The 17,094-nt window shown below is 43.2% G+C and carries 17 protein-coding genes; 7 read left to right on the forward strand and 10 right to left on the reverse strand.

Going from position 1 to position 17,094, the window contains the following annotated elements; genetic code table 11:
- Nucleotides 1-302: 302 nt before the first annotated feature.
- The gene (locus tag J4N39_RS06250) at nt 303-1,262 is read right to left on the reverse strand and encodes a transposase (protein ID WP_252023146.1); all 960 of its coding nucleotides are present in this window, start codon (nt 1,260-1,262) and stop codon (nt 303-305) included.
- Nucleotides 1,263-1,889: 627 nt separating this feature from the next.
- Complete coding sequence (locus tag J4N39_RS06255; protein WP_252023148.1) at nt 1,890-2,849, reverse strand: transposase; 960 nt, start codon at nt 2,847-2,849, stop codon at nt 1,890-1,892.
- 285 nt (nt 2,850-3,134) lie between these two features.
- On the opposite strand from J4N39_RS06255, the gene J4N39_RS06260 reads away from it, so the two are divergent.
- Nucleotides 3,135-3,956, forward strand: a complete 822-nt coding sequence (locus J4N39_RS06260; RefSeq protein WP_252023151.1) for an NAD-dependent epimerase/dehydratase family protein — start codon at nt 3,135-3,137, stop codon at nt 3,954-3,956.
- 118 nt (nt 3,957-4,074) lie between these two features.
- Here J4N39_RS06260 and J4N39_RS06265 read toward each other — a convergent pair whose 3' ends face one another.
- From J4N39_RS06265 to J4N39_RS06275, 3 genes are all read right to left on the reverse strand, one after another.
- Nucleotides 4,075-4,314, reverse strand: coding sequence for an RNA recognition motif domain-containing protein (locus J4N39_RS06265; protein ID WP_252023153.1), 240 nt, complete (start codon nt 4,312-4,314; stop codon nt 4,075-4,077).
- 349 nt (nt 4,315-4,663) lie between these two features.
- A complete protein-coding gene (locus tag J4N39_RS06270; protein WP_252023155.1) occupies nt 4,664-5,641 on the reverse strand; it encodes a transposase in 978 nt (325 codons plus the stop codon).
- 109 nt (nt 5,642-5,750) lie between these two features.
- Nucleotides 5,751-6,710: a transposase gene (locus J4N39_RS06275; protein WP_252023157.1), complete on the reverse strand. Its 960-nt coding sequence runs from the start codon at nt 6,708-6,710 to the stop codon at nt 5,751-5,753.
- 274 nt (nt 6,711-6,984) lie between these two features.
- Here J4N39_RS06275 and J4N39_RS06280 point away from each other — a divergent pair, with 274 nt between their 5' ends.
- Nucleotides 6,985-7,806, forward strand: a complete 822-nt coding sequence (locus J4N39_RS06280; protein ID WP_252023159.1) for an NAD-dependent epimerase/dehydratase family protein — start codon at nt 6,985-6,987, stop codon at nt 7,804-7,806.
- Nucleotides 7,807-7,936: 130 nt separating this feature from the next.
- Here J4N39_RS06280 and J4N39_RS06285 read toward each other — a convergent pair whose 3' ends face one another.
- The 3 genes from J4N39_RS06285 to J4N39_RS06295 all read right to left on the reverse strand — a co-directional run bounded on the left by J4N39_RS06285 (nt 7,937) and on the right by J4N39_RS06295 (nt 10,933).
- A complete protein-coding gene (locus J4N39_RS06285) occupies nt 7,937-8,176 on the reverse strand; it encodes an RNA recognition motif domain-containing protein (protein ID WP_252023161.1) in 240 nt (79 codons plus the stop codon).
- A gap of 116 nt (nt 8,177-8,292) precedes the next feature.
- Nucleotides 8,293-9,849 carry a GTPase family protein gene (locus J4N39_RS06290; protein ID WP_252023163.1) on the reverse strand — a complete coding sequence of 519 codons (1,557 nt, stop codon included), beginning with the start codon at nt 9,847-9,849 and terminating at the stop codon, nt 8,293-8,295.
- Nucleotides 9,842-10,933, reverse strand: coding sequence for a YcjF family protein (locus tag J4N39_RS06295; protein ID WP_252023165.1), 1,092 nt, complete (start codon nt 10,931-10,933; stop codon nt 9,842-9,844). Before J4N39_RS06295 ends, J4N39_RS06290 begins: the two co-directional genes overlap by 8 nt.
- A gap of 381 nt (nt 10,934-11,314) precedes the next feature.
- Here J4N39_RS06295 and lspA point away from each other — a divergent pair, with 381 nt between their 5' ends.
- The 5 genes from lspA to J4N39_RS06320 all read left to right on the forward strand — a co-directional run bounded on the left by lspA (nt 11,315) and on the right by J4N39_RS06320 (nt 14,361).
- Nucleotides 11,315-11,815, forward strand: coding sequence for a signal peptidase II (lspA, locus tag J4N39_RS06300; protein ID WP_252023167.1), 501 nt, complete (start codon nt 11,315-11,317; stop codon nt 11,813-11,815).
- 68 nt (nt 11,816-11,883) lie between these two features.
- On the forward strand, nt 11,884-12,357 hold the full coding sequence (locus J4N39_RS06305) for a GNAT family N-acetyltransferase (RefSeq protein WP_252023169.1): 474 nt from the start codon (nt 11,884-11,886) through the stop codon (nt 12,355-12,357).
- A gap of 88 nt (nt 12,358-12,445) precedes the next feature.
- Nucleotides 12,446-13,105 carry a DUF3047 domain-containing protein gene (locus J4N39_RS06310; protein WP_252023171.1) on the forward strand — a complete coding sequence of 220 codons (660 nt, stop codon included), beginning with the start codon at nt 12,446-12,448 and terminating at the stop codon, nt 13,103-13,105.
- A gap of 170 nt (nt 13,106-13,275) precedes the next feature.
- Entirely contained in the window at nt 13,276-13,863 is a 588-nt protein-coding gene (locus J4N39_RS06315) for a hypothetical protein (RefSeq protein ID WP_252023173.1), read from the forward strand.
- A 90-nt stretch (nt 13,864-13,953) separates the two neighbouring features.
- On the forward strand, nt 13,954-14,361 hold the full coding sequence (locus J4N39_RS06320; protein WP_252023175.1) for a DUF1801 domain-containing protein: 408 nt from the start codon (nt 13,954-13,956) through the stop codon (nt 14,359-14,361).
- 61 nt (nt 14,362-14,422) lie between these two features.
- Here J4N39_RS06320 and J4N39_RS06325 read toward each other — a convergent pair whose 3' ends face one another.
- Both J4N39_RS06325 and J4N39_RS06330 read right to left on the reverse strand, forming a co-directional pair.
- The gene (locus J4N39_RS06325; protein WP_252023177.1) at nt 14,423-15,667 is read right to left on the reverse strand and encodes an iron-containing alcohol dehydrogenase; all 1,245 of its coding nucleotides are present in this window, start codon (nt 15,665-15,667) and stop codon (nt 14,423-14,425) included.
- Between the two features lie 210 nt (nt 15,668-15,877).
- A protein-coding gene (locus J4N39_RS06330) for an IS3 family transposase (RefSeq protein WP_252017926.1) occupies nt 15,878-17,049 on the reverse strand; the annotation gives its coding sequence in 2 pieces (ribosomal slippage) (nt 15,878-16,767 and nt 16,767-17,049; 1,173 coding nt in all).
- Nucleotides 17,050-17,094: the final 45 nt, after the last annotated feature.

The raw sequence follows: 17,094 nt of genomic DNA on the forward strand, positions 1-17,094 counted from the left end.
ACGTCAGTTTACATGGAGAATAAATGGCATATTTTAGTATTTCCGAGGCAGCTGTTAGGTATGATGAGTTTCGACCGAAAGTTCATTGGGTTTAATAAAGGACAGGCACCAAAATCACCAAAATCACCAAAAAAAAATCTCACCAAGAAGGATAGTTTTTTGTTCCAGTAACAGTGAGGGAATTAAGAGGCATAGCCCATCGGGAAGTTAACTATGCCTACCGATGGTGGCAACCAAGTACATCAAACACCACAAATAGCCAGAATCAACTGGCATAACTAAAATTGACGTTCTAGCAAACTTTATTCGAGTGAATACAGGTGAATCTTAGACTTGTTGAGAGCCGCTTTTGCATACTCGATATGGCTCGCACTCCCCACAGCAGTCGCATGCGGTTTCTCTAGCTGAGTACACGCTTTCAACCATGCTGTTGAATCGATTTGTAGCCTATCCAATATAGAGGGGAAGCCACAATCCATTGAATATTTGCCTTCTCTAAACTGGCGAGCCGTCCAATCAACGAGTTCGATATAATCAATTAGCCGCAATGGAATACCATCAAGGTTTTCGTTGCTGGAAGAACCAACGAATGGATGTAAAAAAGGTGCGGTCGCTTGGTTCCGGTTCAGAGCTTCGATACGGACTTTTATCGAAGTAAAAGCTGAGTCTTCAGGGGTTTGAGCTACACCAGCCCTGACGGGGTTTAAATCTACGTAAGCCATCGCAGCAGCGAGAGCCTTTTCATCTAGTAGAGCCTGACTTTTAAAGCGGCTTTCCCAAAAATGGCCAGTGCAATTGTCCTCTCGATTCGCTTTGCAGGCGATGTCTTGGTTTAACTCCTTCATAAACCAACTCAGTGACCATAAACGTTCTCGCCATACCTCAATTATCTCAGAACATTTTTGTGCTTCCATTTGGCAGACGAGTTGCCCTTGCTGCCATTTCTGGATTAAGGCAGGTAGCTTGTGCTCCATTCCCCATCGCTCAACAATTTCTTTCTGAGTCAATGCCAGTGCTTTACGGCGATCTATGTGGAGCACAACGTGAAAGTGGTTACTCATCACTGCATAAGCACAAACATCAATGCAATACATGTGTGTAAGTGACAGAATTTTTGCTTCAACCCAAGCTCGTCGATGTTCATAACTAGTGTTAGTTACGCTATCAATCCCACATAGGAAGCCACGTCTAACGCAGCGAGACACACAATGATAGTAAGGTGTGGCATCTACAGCCACGAGCTGTTTTCTTGCAGTAGTCATAAGCCTATTAAGGTTTGCTGTTTAGGCTAACTGTAGCGACATAGAGTGGTAAAGAACGGGAGCAAAATTCCTGTTTGAATGAAATCAGCCTTTATTCATACTTTTGGTGTGTGTCCTGTATGAAAGAATAAAACATCACGATAAACATATCTAATTGCTTAGAGGAACAGCAATGAAAATTTTTATGATTTTTGTGTTGTCGATTTTTTTCTCAATACAAGCATGTGCTCAAGACCAGAAATTAGACCTGTTGCATAACGGGATGGTAGATAACTATCACTCTATAGATTCTAACTTACAAAACTAGCTATTTAAGGACACACACCAAAACTCAATAATTTGGGAGGTGACATTTAATCGGTGTTGAGGTCGAAGGAGAACCTCTATTGGGAATAATAAAAGAATAATAAAGGACAGGCACCAAAATCACCAAAATCAGGCACCAAAATCTCCAAAAACAAAATCTCACCAAGAAGGATAGTTTTTGTTCCGGTAACAGTGAGGTAATTAAGAGACATAGCCCATCAGGCAGTTAACGATGCCTCCCGATGGTGACAACCTGGTACATCAAACACCACAAACAGCCAGAATCAACTGGCATAACTAAAATTGACGTTCTAGCAAACTTTATTCGAGTGAATACAGGTGAATTTTAGACTTGTTGAGAGCCGCTTTTGCATATTCGATATGGCTCGCACTACCCACAGCAGTCGCATGCGGTTTCTCTAGCTGAGTACAAGCTTTCAACCATTCTGTTGGGTCGATTTGTAGCCTATCCAATATAGAGGGCAAATCACTATCCATCGCATATTTATTTTCTCTAAATCGGCGTGCTGTCCAATCAACGAGTTCGATATAATCAATTAGCCGTAATGGAATACCATCAAGGTTTGCGTTGCTGGAAGAACCAACGAATGGATGTAAACAAGGTGCGGTCGCTTGGTTCCGGTTCAGAGCTTCGATACGGGCTTTTATCGAAGTAAAAGCAGAGTCTTCAGGGGTTTGAGCTACACCAGCCCTGACAGGGTTTAAATCGACGTAAGCCATTGCTGCGGCTAGAGCCTTTTCATCTAGTAGAGCCTGACTTTTAAAGCGGCTTTCCCAAAAATGACCAGTGCATTTGTCCTCTCGGTTGGCCTTGCAGGCGATATCATAGTTTAGCTCCTTCATAAACCAGCTCAGTGACCATAAACGCTCTCGCCATACCTCAATTATCTCAGAACATTTTTGTGCTTCCATTTGGCAGACGAGTTGCCCTTGCTGCCATTTCTGGATTAAGGCAGGTAGCTTGTGCTCCATTCCCCATCGCTCAACAATTTCTTTCTGAGTCAATGCTAGTGCTTTACGGCGATCTATGTGGAGCACAACGTGAAAGTGGTTACTCATCACTGCATAAGCACAAACATCAATGCAATACATGTGTGTAAGTGACAGAATTTTTGCTTCAACCCAAGCTCGTCGATGTTCATAGCTAGTGTTAGTTACGCTATCAATCCCACATAGGAAGCTGCGCCTCACGCAACGAGATACACAATGATAGTATGGTGTGGCGTCTATAGCTACGAGCCGTTTTCTTGCAGTAGTCATAAGTCTATTAAGGTTTGCTGTTTAGGCTAACTGTAGCGACATAGAGTGGTAAAGAATGGGAGCAAAATTCCTATTTGAGTGAATTCAGTCTTAATTCATACTTTTGGTGTGTGTCCCACAAAGTTTCTACAAAGTTTTTTCCTATTTTTGAACCGCCTCGAAGTGAATAAGCGCCTGATTGACTATCTTGTGTCAAGACTCATTGATTGCAGGGATTGATTCTGTCATCGCTATTTGAGGCCTGTTAATCGTATCGAACATGCTTAATTCAAATTTTAGGAATAAATGAAAGTACTTATCGCAGGGGCAAGTGGATACATTGGCCGCCACGTTACTAAGGTATTCGTTGACGGTGGCTTAGACGTATCGGTTTACAATAGAAGTGACGGTATCCAGCATCCTGATGGCTCACCGAAAAAAGTCGATTCAGATTTTCTAGGCTACTTTGATATCGTCATAAACTGTGCTCGTCCACATTGGTCTGAGTTTTCGCCAGATGAAATTGCTGATATTGAATGCAAACTGCTTGAGCAGTTAGACAGCTATGCAGCCAAAGGATCCGTCAAAATACACACCTCAGGGATTTGGTTGTTTGGAAACGCCTCTACCCAAGATTTAAAAGCGTTTAGGTTGAAGCCGTTAGAAGTCGTTAAATTGGACGTTGATACGATAGCCTATGCTGTTCAGAAGAAATGGCATGTCGTTTACTGCCCGAGTTTAGTATACGGTGGTGAAAACTGTCAGTTGAAGCGAGCAATACAATCTTTAGCGGACCAAATGATGCAAGTTGCAACACCGTCTCTAGGGTATAACCAGTATATCCATGTTGAAGACATTGCTAGGTTCTATTTACTGTTAGCCGAACAGCAAGTTTTCGCTGTACAACATTTTATTGCTGAGATTGAGGGGTATAGTCCTGAAGCGTTTTCCCAGCTATTACTGGATTTTCGAGTAGTGAAAAAGGTTCACAAGGTTAACTGGAGTGAATTTGAGGAGATTTACGGAGCTTCGGCATTGGAGATCGAGCGGTTGAATCTTGAGCTTCCCGTCAGCCCGCTATTTGTGCCGACAGAGTCGTTGAAAAAGTACATTGAGAATTTTTCATGATGGGGAAGAGTCAGGAGTGTGGAAAACCGTCTAGCTAGCAATTTATTGCTATAAAGTGGTTTGCCTGTAGTACTGAAACGAAAAAGGGAGCCCATTTCCGAGCTCCCTTTTCAAACGTTTAGTGCTGAGAGAATTTTACGCGAATTTTGCTCTTGTCTAGCATAGTAAGGTTCAAACTCTTGATCGCCGCTTTCGCTTCTTCCTCATTAGGCATGTCGACAAAAGCGAAGCCTTTAGATTGTCCTGTTTCCTGATCTAGAACCAAGTCACATTGCGTTACTCTGCCGTGTTCAGAGAAAAGCAGTCGAACTTGGTGTTCGGTAGTGGTTCGGGCTAGATTGCGGACTAATATTTTCATAATTTTTTGCCTAGTTTAAATTGCGCCGCTATTGTCTCAGGTATCTCCATGTAAACCAAGTAGTGATGGCTGCTTTTCTAGTGATTGGTAAACTATTTAAGGACACACACCAAAACTCAATAACTTGGGTAGTGACATTTAATCAGAATAATAAAGGACAGGCACCAAAATCTCCAAAAACAAAATCTCACCAAAAAGGATAGTTTTTGTTCCGGTAACAGTGAGGTAATTAAGAGACATAGCCCATCTGGCAGTTAACGATGCCTCCCGATGGTGACAACCTGGTACATCAAACACCACAATCAGCCAGAATCAACTGGCATAACTAAAATTGACGTTCTAGCAAACTTTATTCGAGTGAATACAGGTGAATTTTAGACTTGTTGAGAGCCGCTTTTGCATATTCGATATGGATCGCACTCCCTACAGCAGTCGCATGCGGTTTCTCTAGCTGAGTACATGCTTTCAACCATGCTGTTGAGTCGATTTGTAGCCTATCTAATATAGGTGGGAAGTTACTATCCATAACATATTTGTCTTCTCTAAACTGGCGGGCCGTCCAATCAACGAGTTCGATATAATCAATTAGCCGTAATGGAATACCATCAAGGTTTTCGTTGCTGGAAGAACCAACGAATGGATGTAAACAAGGTGCGGTCGCTTGGTTCCGGTTGAGAGCTTCTATACGGCCTTTTATCGAAGTAAAAGCAGAGTCTTCAGGGGTTTGAGCTACACCAGCCCTGACGGGGTTTAAATCGACGTAAGCCATCGCAGCAGCGAGCGCCTTTTCATCTAGTAGAGCCTGACTTTTAAAGCGGCTTTCCCAAAAATGGCCAGTGCAATTGTCCTCTCGATTCGCTTTGCAGGCGATGTCATAGTTTAGCTCCTTCATAAACCAACTCAGTGACCATAAACGCTCTCGCCATACCTCAATTATCTCAGAACATTTTTGTGCTTCCACTTGGCAGACGAGTTGCCCTTGCTGCCATTTCTGAACCAAAGCAGGTAGCTTGTGCTCCATTCCCCATCGCTCAACAATCTCTTCGTGAGTCAATGCTAGTGCTTTACTACGATCGATGTGGAGTACAACATGAAAGTGGTTACTCATCACTGCATAAGCACAGACATCAATGCAGTACATGTGTGTAAGTGACAGAATTTTTGCTTCAACCCAAGCTCGTCGATGTTCATAGCTAGAGGAATAATAAAGGACAGGCACCAAAATCACCCCAAAATCACCAAAATCAGGCACCAAAATCTCCAAAAACAAAATCTCACCAAGAAGGATAGTTTTTGTTCCGGTAACAGTGAGGTAATTAAGAGACATAGCCCATCAGGCAGTTAACGATGCCTCCCGATGGTGACAACCTGGTACATCAAACACCACAAACAGCCAGAATCAACTGGCATAACTAAAATTGACGTTCTAGCAAACTTTATTCGAGTGAATACAGGTGAATTTTAGACTTGTTGAGAGCCGCTTTTGCATACTCGATATGGGTCGCACTCCCTACAGCAGTCGCATGCGGTTTCTCTAGCTGAGTACACGCTTTCAACCATGCTGTTGAGTCGATTTGTAGCCTATCTAATATAGGTGGGAAGTTACTATCCATAACATATTTGTCTTCTCTAAACTGGCGGGCCGTCCAATCAACGAGTTCGATATAATCAATTAGCCGTAATGGAATACCATCAAGGTTTTCGTTGCTGGAAGAACCAACGAATGGATGTAAACAAGGTGCGGTCGCTTGGTTCCGGTTGAGAGCTTCTATACGGCCTTTTATCGAAGTAAAAGCAGAGTCTTCAGGGGTTTGAGCTACACCAGCCCTGACAGGGTTTAAATCGACGTAAGCCATTGCTGCGGCTAGAGCCTTTTCATCTAGTAAAGCCTGACTTTTAAAGCGGCTTTCCCAAAAATGACCAGTGCATTTGTCCTCTCGGTTGGCCTTGCAGGCGATATCATAGTTTAGCTCCTTCATAAACCAGCTCAGTGACCATAAACGCTCTCGCCATACCTCAATTATCTCAGAACATTTTTGAGCTTCCACTTGGCAGACGAGTTGCCCTTGCTGCCATTTCTGAACCAAAGCAGGTAGCTTGTGCTCCATTCCCCATCGCTCAACAATCTCTTCGTGAGTCAATGCTAGTGCTTTACTACGATCGATGTGGAGTACAACATGAAAGTGGTTACTCATCACTGCATAAGCACAGACATCAATGCAGTACATGTGTGTAAGTGACAGAATTTTTGCTTCAACCCAAGCTCGTCGATGTTCATAGCTAGTGTTAGTTACGCTATCAATCCCACATAGGAAGCTGCGCCTCACGCAGCGAGATACACAATGATAGTAAGGTGTGGCGTCTATAGCTACGAGCTGTTTTCTTGCAGTAGTCATAAGTCTATTAAGGTTTGCTGTTTAGACTAACTGTAGCGACATAGAGTGGTAAAGAACGGGAGCAAAATTCCTATTTGAGTGAATTCAGTCTTAATTCATACTTTTGGTGTGTGTCCTACAAAGTTTTCTCTATTTTTGAACTGCCTCGAAGTGAATAAGCGCCTGATTGACTATCTTGTGTCAAGATTCATTGATTGCAGGGATTGATCCTGTCATCGCTATTTGAGGCCTGTTAATCGTATCGAACATGCTTAATTCAAATTTTTAGGAATAAATGAAAGTACTAATTGCAGGGGCCAATGGATACATTGGCCGCCACGTTACTAAGGTATTCGTTGGTGGGGGCTTTGACGTATCGGTTTACAATAGACATAGCGGTATCCAGCACCTTGATGGCTCATCGAAAAAAGTTGATTCAGATTTCCTAGGTTACTTTGATATCGTCATAAACTGTGCTCGTCCGCATTGGTCTGAATTTTCGCCCGACGAAATTGCTGACATTGAATACAAACTACTAGAGCAATTAGATAGCTATGCTGCCAAAGGAGCGGTCAAAATCCATACGTCAGGGATTTGGTTGTTCGGAAACGCTTCTACCCATGACTTAAAAGTGTTTAGGTTGAAACCGTTAGAAGTCGTTAAATTGGATGTAGATACAATAGCCTACGCTATTCACAAGAACTGGCATGTCGTTTATTGCCCTAGCTTGGTGTATGGAGGTGAAAACTGTCAGTTGAAGCGAACGATAGAATCTCTAACAGACCAAACGATACAAGTGGCAACACCATCTCTAGGGTTTAACCAGTATATTCATGTGGAAGACATTGCTAGGTTCTATTTACTGTTAGCAGAACAGCAAGTTTTCGCTGCACAACATTTTATTGCTGAGATTGAGGGGTATAGTCCTGAAGCGTATTCCCAGCTATTACTTGATTTTCGACTTGTGGAAAAGGTCCACAAGGTTAGTTGGAGTGAATTTGAGGAGATTTACGGAGCTTCGGCATTGGAGATCGAGCGGTTGAACCTTGATCTTCCCGTCAGCCCGCTATTTGTGCCGACAGAGTCGTTGAAAAAGTACATTGAGAATTTTTCATGATGGGGAAGAGTCAGGAGTGTGGAAAACCGCCTGGCTAGCAATTTATTGCTTTAAAGTGGTTTTGTCTGTAGTACCGAAATGAAAACGAGAAAGGGAGCCCATTTCTGAGCTCCCTTTTCAAACGTTTAGTTTAGTGCTGAGAGAATTTAATGCGAATTTTGCTCTTGTCTAGCATAGTAAGGTTCAAAGTCTTGATCGCCGTTTTCGCTTCTTCTTCATTAGGCATGTTGACGAAAGCGAAACCTTTAGATTGTCCTGTTTCCTGATCTAGAACCAAGTCACATTGCGTTACTCTGCCGTGTTCAGAGAAAAGCACTCGAACTTGGTGTTCGGTGGTGGTTCGAGCTAGATTGCGGACTAATATTTTCATAATTTTTTGCCTAGTTTAAATTGCGCCGCTATTGTCTTAGGTATCTCCATGTAAACACAAGTAGTGTTGGCGGCTTTTCTAGTGATTGGTGCAGACAACCCCATGGCTGCTCGACTTTAATTACTCTTTACCGCATTTTTCACAATCTCAGCAGCGCCTTTGAATAATCGCTGACTTTGTTGCTTGATACCAGCGGCCCCTTTGTGCTCATTTCGTCGACGATTAAGTTGTACCGCTTTCGCATGATCGCATTGTTCTTGGATCTCTTGTTCTAGGGCATCTAATCCAAATTGAGGCTTATCACTCGGTAGTGCCAAAGGGTAGATACTGGCAAACGAGAGTAATGACTGGTTATATTCCATGGCGGCGTTGATGGTTTTTACTTTCGGTTGAGCTTGGTCAGTCAAATCATAAGGTGGTGCCCACTCATTACTTGGCTTAAGGCCATCGATATGGTTTAACACCCCAATCACTTTGGCTCGTTTATGAGATTGGTGCTTCTTTTCTTGGTAATAGGCATCAATTTGCTCTCTAAGCTCAACATCTAACTGCCGAGCAGACTGGTTTGCTTTAAGTACCCATAACACCAAATCAGAATGAGTGATTTGTTCAAGCATGCTTTGCGTCATTTTAAGATTACCATCAAGGCCTGGCATGTCGATGATATTGAGCTGTTCTTCCCCGTCAAAGTGGCATTGGTAGCTACGGATATCATCGGTGGCGGGTAGGGCATCGACTTCTGCATTCACCTCTTTAAGTAGTGCATTGACCAAAGAGGATTTACCAGCATTCATTTGACCAACTACTGTGATACGCACGGGCTCAAGTGGGATGGCTTTCCGGGCTTTATCAGCTAGAGTTGCTTTGCTTGTTTGGATGTCACTGGATTCAATAGTAAACCGACCGCTATAAAGCTCTAGACTCAGTTTCGCAATTTCTTGCAAGAATGCTCGTTTAATATTGTGTTGCAGGTTCTTTGAGGCTTTGTCTTTAAGTGCGCCGAATAACTGGCTGCGCAGCTCAGATGCTACTGCCGCTGCTGGGTTGGCTGCACGAGCAAAGCGCCAAACATGCATTCCGTATTTAATGGCGTTACCCGCCTGTTCACCATACTTATCATTTTTGTCGTATACCCATTTCAGTTGGGAAACTTTGACTAAATCAATACCTGGTACGTGGGTGTGTAGTATCTTTCGATAGCGGCGGCTTATCTCCTCAAGTAGTTGCAACCCTTCAGGGAGCGTAAAATCCAACTCTTTTTTGCCATACGCTTGAGACATTTCGGCAGCAATCTCGAGGCCATGCTTTTTCAATGCGCTCCAGTCATTATCGAGGTCGAGTTTGTTTTTGATTGATGTATTGGCTTGTGACCAGAGCTCTAGTTCTGTCTCCGACCAATCGGAGGAGGCTTCGACAAAAACCTCTTCATTCGTCTCTTCAGGTACACGATTCTTACGCTGAGAACGTAGCCACAATCCGCGTGGGATCATCACCATCAGGCTAGATGCCAGTAAGAAGATCGCAAAATGCACCGCATAGCCGTGTGTGACAACGGCATATAGCCCAAAGCCTGATAGTACAATCAGTGGCAATAATAGGCCGACTAAGGAAAATGCCACCATACCACCAGCAAAGTGATTGATGCTTTTTGCTCCGTGTTTGAGTCTACTCATTATCTGCCACCTTCTTGCCAGTTTTGAATGCCGAACGATATAGCTGCTGGGCTTCCTCGTTACTGATCTGCTCTCCAATACTTTTTTTGTAGAAGTAATAACAGGCTGCACGTCCTAGTCCATAAGTGGTAGCGAAGCTAATAGCCGCCGCTGCTACAGCACCGACAGTTTGCCCATAAACAGGGAGCAGTTTGACCAGTTGTCTTGCACCAAGTTTTACTCCGTATTGAATACCAAAACTTGTCCCCAAGGTGGCAATCAGCTCGCTAAATGTATGCTTGTTCCATTCAACGCCATACTGAGCTGCCAAGCTATGCAACATCTTGGCTTGTACAGCGGGAACTGAAACTAACCCCACCACGGGGATAAAGTCGGAAGCACTCGCCGTTCCGGAGTACCATAAAATTTCATTCTCTAATAGATTGAAGTTGTATTCTTCTTGATTTGCATAGTCCTTTTCAAGCAATGTTCGCCCGACGATTGGTAGCATTTCCGCAAGCTCTTCAATGAGTTCTTCTTTATGGAAGAAGCTTTGATTATCGCAGTCGAAGTCTACTTCGATTGACTTTATACACTCTCCCCAGGCTTGTTCGAACTGCTCTTGGTTATGTTGAATCTTGCGTTGCCGATCCTGAGTTGCAACTGTATTTATCGCAGTATGTATAAGTAGTACTTGCTTAACTTTCTTCTGCTTTCGAATCAGTCTCAAGGCTTCGATAACCGAGCTTTGTTCTTGTTCATCGGCCTTAGCGATTATTAATAAGACATGGCCCTGTTCAGAGCAGGCAGCTATGTCTTCACTAGGATCATAGTTGGCTTCACCAAGCCCACGAGTATCGAGAAAACGAAGCACAGGGTGCTCTTGTGGGAAATCATAAGCGAAAGAGGTCATTGTGCACGGTGCAAACCCATCACCAACCTCTACTTCATTGTGGTTGGTCACAGCTTGAATAAGTGAAGACTTGCCAGCCCCAGTTTTCCCCAACAGCCAAAGAGTAGGAAGATGACGGTTTTGGTAGTCTTGCGCTGAAGAGAGGTCCGGGTTTTTGTCAGGATTAATAAATTTAGATATTGAGTCGAACATAACGAGATTAGTCAGCTATTTGGATTGTATGAGCGCAGTGCTTGTGTTGTAGATGACCATAAAACCTAATTGAGGCGGGGTCAAAACCTAGTTGAATATAATTGCCTTTCAAGTGCCTCTCGGAACAAAGCTTAGCTATATAAAGGAAGCTTCGGTTAGGAAGCTTTGGTGTGTGTCCCAATTAATTTGTGTGAGGAAGCTTTGGTGTGTGTCCCAATTAATTTGTGTGTGCCCTAATTTGGAGGGGGTAGTTTTTTATTGCTTTCTCAGGAATGCGTCTCATTGTATCGTGCGAGCACTGTACGCCTATGTGTGGGGTTTGATATGTTTGTTGTTAGGAAAAGTAGGATGTTGTTTGAATGATATGGTGTGGGCAAAGGTATGAAATTTTGGAACAAATTGCTGATGGTAGTATCCATCTCCTTGTTATGCGTTGGATGTGATCAGGGGACCAAGGTGCTCGCATCGAACTATTTACCCAAGTTTCAGATGGACAGTTACCTTCATGATCTCTTTCGCATCGGTTACACCGAAAATACCGGTGCATTTTTAGGCTTGGGCAGCTCATTACCCAGTGATCATCGTTTTGGTCTTTTTGTTGTGGCAGTGAGTCTATTTTTAACCGTGTTACTTGTGTATGTCCTTTTCTCGAAAGGTTTGAGCATGGCTAACACCATTGCTCTTACCTTACTGCTTTCTGGCGGCGCAAGTAATCTTTATGACCGCGTCATCAACAACGGTGCGGTCATCGATTTTTTGAACATGGGGCTGGGGCCGTTAAGAACAGGCGTCTTTAATATCGCTGACGTTGCCATCATTTTGGGCGGTGCTTTGTTTGTTTTATCTAGTTCAAATGCTAATCAAGAAAAAAGCGCAGCATAATGTATTCGTGAGGAAAGTAGGGAGCTGAATGATTCCTTGTCTTTCGCCAATACAAAGAGAGGGTAACAATGAACATAAGAAAAGCGTCCAAACAAGATTCCCACCAGCTACTGGAACTCATACGGCTGAAAGCCGATTTTGACAGAAGCATGAAAGGGTTCGACGGCCAAGTCTCAACGACAGTCGATAAAATTGAACGTACTTTGTTTGGAGAGCAACCTTACGCTCATGCTTTGCTGCTAGAGCTAAATGGAGATGCACTTGGTTTCGCGCTTTTTCACTATCGTTACTCTTCGTTTAGTGGTGAGCCATCAATTTGGCTCGATGATCTGTTAGTCCTTGGAGATCACCGCTCTAAAGGGTATGGCGCAGAGCTTATGGAGGCTTTAAAAACCGAAGCCAGAAAATCGTCAGCTTCCCATATCTCTTGGACGGCAAGCCCGTATAACATAATGGCCCATGACTTTTACAGAAGGCTTGGTGCTGACATCGAAAGAATGGATGGTCAACGCCCTTATTTTCGTTGGAAAGTGCTTGGTTAGATTTCTAGCGGGATTGGTGTGTGTCCTTTTTGGAAAATGGTCGTTGATTCGTAGTGATGTGCGTTGAGTAACTGGGGGGAAGAGGCAGATGCAAAACAAACTTTTTTTGCTCATTTTAGTGAGTTTTTGTTCTTACTCATCTGTGAAAATCGAGTTAGCCAAGTTTAACCAACAAGAGTTTCAACAGTGGGAAGCAAAATCCTTTTCTGGTGAAACCAAATACCAACTCCATCCGACTGGCGATGTAGTTGAAGCGAAAAGTCGCAATGCGGCTTCTGGGTTGGTGCTGAAAAAGCGAATTGATATTTACAAAACCCCCTTCATGAATTGGCGCTGGAAAGTTACCAAACCATTAATTGCTTTGCCTGAACAATCAAAAAAAGGCGATGACTTTGCAGCTCGCGTGTACGTCGTCATAGAAAGTGGCATGTTCTCATTGAGCTCTAAGGCATTGAATTATGTGTGGTCCAGTTCTAATTCTAAGGGTGAGCACTGGAATAACCCTTATGTTGGCTCCCAAGTCAAAATGTTTGCATTGCGCGACGCCACTTCGTCGCTAGATAGCTGGTATTCCGAGAAAAGAAATGTCTACCAAGATTTGATTCGATTATTTGGCGACAAAGGCAGCGAAAAAGAAAATTTAGACAGTTACCAGTACATAGATGTCATCGCCATAATGACAGATACTGACGATAGCAGCAGCTATGCTGAAGCTTTATACGGCTCTATCTCATTTACTGCTGAGTAATTGTTTTTATTGGTAGAAACAACTGCTCCCCATTATTGAACTTTTATTTTTACCTCGTAGAGCACTGTTTGCTTTCGCTATATCATGAATCAGCCATAACAAATGGAAGAGTCTAGATAGTGTTTTAATACTTAGACTTAAAAGGACCAATAATAAGTTAAGGAATATAGATGAATTACCGTGGCTATGCATTTTATTCAATTTCTAGAACCCTAGTTGTCTTGTTTGCTTGCGCAGCAACGGTAGTCGATGCGCCGTCTATGCTCATGTATCTTTTGCTAATTAATTTGGCGTACGCTTTTGTGGTATCCATGCGCGTAGAAGCTTGGAGAAAAAGTGATGCTGTTTTGGTGGAGACCTCGGATACGCGCTGGAGCGTGAATATTAATGGCATACCGGTGAACGAAGTAGCCCAAGCTTTGTTTAACCTGCATTTTAAAAGCGAACGAGAACTGCGGGGTGCTTTTATCAAGCTCTTGTTGCCGAAACTAGTTATCACGCTGGGCTTGTTGGCTTGGTCGGTAAATGGGTTCGTCATAAGCTTCGATCACGAGTGGGGTTGGATTGCACCTGTGCTAGCTGGAGGGGCGATGCTCTTTATCAGTATTAAAGCTCAGTCTCTGTTACGTCTACTGATGAAAATTAATGCCGCAAAGTGGTATCTTCATACGACTGACTTTGGTACTCATACTTATTACTCAGCATATATCGAACACAAAGAGTCGCTTGAGCCATATTTGGTAAAAGTCTTTGAGTAATAGAGTTATTGGATTGCTTGCAAAGACACTTTGGAACGATATGGAATATTTCATAAATTGAAAAGATGATGGCGTTGAGGAGAGAAAGTAATGAACGAAGCTGTAAGTAAACTATGGAGTGGTTATCCTCAAGAGGCTAAAAATTACTTAAGTACACTAAGAAAACTCATTCATGAGGTCGCTCACCAATTACAGTTAGAGGCAGTAGAAGAGTCTTTAAAATGGGGAGAAGCCAGCTATCTTGCTAAAACAGGTAGCCCGATACGCATAGATTGGAAGCTCAAAACTCCGGCGCATTGTTACCTCTATTTTAATTGCCAAACTAAGCTGGTGGATACTTTTAGAGAGCTCTATGGTGACTTATTAGTGTTTCAAGGAAACCGAGCTATTGTTTTACCATTAAGCGAGTCATTGCCTGAAAAACAGCTTCGCCATTGTATAGAGTTGACACTTACCTACCAACAGCGAAAAAATCTACCTTTACTTGGCGCATGTTAGTCGACTTATATTGCCGTTTTGGTTGTACTTGTAGTGGCCTTGCTGAGGTTTTTAGTGAAAATTATCTTATATTATAAGGCCTTAGACTGTTTTTTCTCGCCAGCAAAAATTGCTCTAAATGCTCGTAAGAGTCAAAGTTACGAGGTGAGGGATAGCCGAGATTGCCTTTTTTCACCATATTCCTAGCGATATCTTTAACGTGTTGTTCTTCGAGCATTTCGAATTGAGCCTCGATATCGAGTTGCGTACACAAGTCAAATAGCGCATCGACTACCGCCTGCGCTTTTTGCTGGTTTGTGCCATCTCCTATTTCCAATACATCTGCAATTAAGGCAATACGATGCGCCGATGTAGGAATTAAGAACTCAACGATATGTGGCAGTGCTTTAGCGCAACCTAATCCATGAGGCACTTTGTAGTAGGCCCCGAGTTGATGTGAGATCCCGTGTGCCCATCCTAGCAAGGTCCTTGAAAAGGCTTTTCCAGCTTCAAAAGAGGCGAGTGCCATTTTGCTTCTTGCTTCAAGATCGTCTTCCCCATTTTTATATGCTCGCGGTAGATACTCAAAAATTGTTTTTATGGTTTCTAAGTTAGCTTTGTCTGTACTTTGGGTCGCATAGATACTGAGAAATGACTCTATAGCATGGGTGAGGGCATCCATCCCCGTCATCGCAGTAATAGGGGGCGGTAGGCCTTGAGTAAGCCTTGGGTCAAACACCGCAACATCTGGCACAATTGCATAGCTGCCTAATCCATGTTTTAAGTTGGTTTTTTCATCGGTGATCACCGTGATAGTGGTCGCTTCTGAGCCAGTTCCAGAGGTCGTCGGAATAGCGACAAAATAGGCGCCTTTGTGTCGCAGTTGAAATAAGCTGAGCAGACCATGGGTGACTGTTCGAGGGTTGATCCCATGTTTCGCACAGGCATTGATCATTTTTGTGGCATCGATCGAGCTGCCACCTCCGATTGCAATCGCACAGTCATATTGATGCTGGTTGCACACCTCAATTCCTTGTTCGATCACTCTATAAGTCGGATCTGGTTTAATTGCATTAAACAGTCGGTAATCAAGTGAAGTTGCATCGAGCGCTGCGATTAGATGTTGGAAGGCTGGTAGGGTTGAAAACAGGGGATCAGTGAAAATCACGGGCCGTTCAATTCCCTTATCAATTAAGTGCTCAGCAAGCTTTTCGAGTGCTACTTCACCTTCAACGACTTGAGGTGTTGGTACCGGGATATGTGGAAGCAGCTGTCCTGCAAGCTTGTGGTAGATCCCCACGAAAAATCGTTCTGTTTTATATGACATCTCGCACCCTTTAAGTTTCATCCATGAGTTAGCGTCGTGCTACAGCGCTTATACAGTTATAGACTAAATATTCTAATTTAGGGGGAGTCGGCATTCAGATTGAGAGATATGTTTGGTTTAAGGGTTTAAGGGTTTAAGGGTTTAAGGGTTTAAGGGTTTAAGGGTTTAAGGGTTTACGTGATATGACCCCCTAAAAGTAGACACGGGGTTTTAATTCATTAGCTCGAAGTCATTGGGGCTCACTCCACCAAGGGCCCCATGTCTTCTTACTGGATTATAATAACTATCGATATATTGTCGACTTTGAACGGTCATCTCCTGTCGAGACAGTTCGCCTAGATTGCTTATCCATTCTTTTTTGTATTGGGCAAAGAAGCTCTCTGAGCAAGCATTATCCCAGCAATTACCTTTACCAGACATACTTATCGTGACTTTGCGTTTGCGGTGCCAGCGTATGGTTTCGAAGGCTCTATACTGTACGCCTTGATCCGAGTGGAACATCAGTTTTTCACCATTTGGACGTCGAGATTTCCAAGCTTTATTCAGGGTTTTTATGACCAAATCCGCATTGTTAATACGGCTTGTAGACCACCCAACGACTTTACGAGAGTACAAGTCAAGAATGATGCAGAGGTAGTTCCACCCTTCTTTGCATCTAACTTGAGTGATATCCGATACCCAGACACGGTTTGGTTCCTTTACATCAAACTGGCGATTGAGCAGGTTGTATGCTGCCATCATCGGCTCTTGTCGTGGTGCTCGGCCATGACGCCTTTTACTGGCTATTGAACGATACCCCAGGCTTTGTAATAAGCGTTGAACTCTTTTCTTATTACAGATGAACCCGCTCGCAATCGCTGCTTCCCAGAGTTTGCGGTACCCAGGAATGCAGTGTTGATCATCACTTTCCTTCTTAAGGAACTCCAGCAAAGTGTCATTGGTTTGCTCACGTGTTGTCTGCTGGCGATTACGCCATTTGTAATAACCCGCTGGAGAAACATTGAGCCATCGACAGAGCAAACGCACAGGTAAGGTGTTCTTCGTCCGCTTAAAAATATGTTCAAACCTTACTCTTTTAGGCTGTCGAAGTAAGCTTTCGCTTCCTTTAAGAATTCGTTCTCCATCTCAGCCATTTCAAGGCGTTTCTTTAACTCACGGTTTTCTTTTTCGAGCTGAGCTAGAGATTTTTTTGGCCCTTTGTTTGGGATTGGTTTAGCTGGCTTTTTTCGAGTAGTCATCGTTGCTCTCCATTTGCTCAAGATTTTAGGGCTAATTCCCAAAGCTATAGCAACAGACTTTACCGTATCTGGAGACTCTAATGATCGCTTAACAGCATTACGTTTGAATTCTTCTGAGTATTTTCTACGAGATGTGACTTGCATGACACCTAATCCTTTAATTAGGTGTCTACTTTATTGGGGTCGTAT

The sequence above is a fragment of the Vibrio sp. SCSIO 43136 genome, assembly GCF_023716565.1.
In the GTDB taxonomy this organism is placed as follows: domain Bacteria; phylum Pseudomonadota; class Gammaproteobacteria; order Enterobacterales; family Vibrionaceae; genus Vibrio.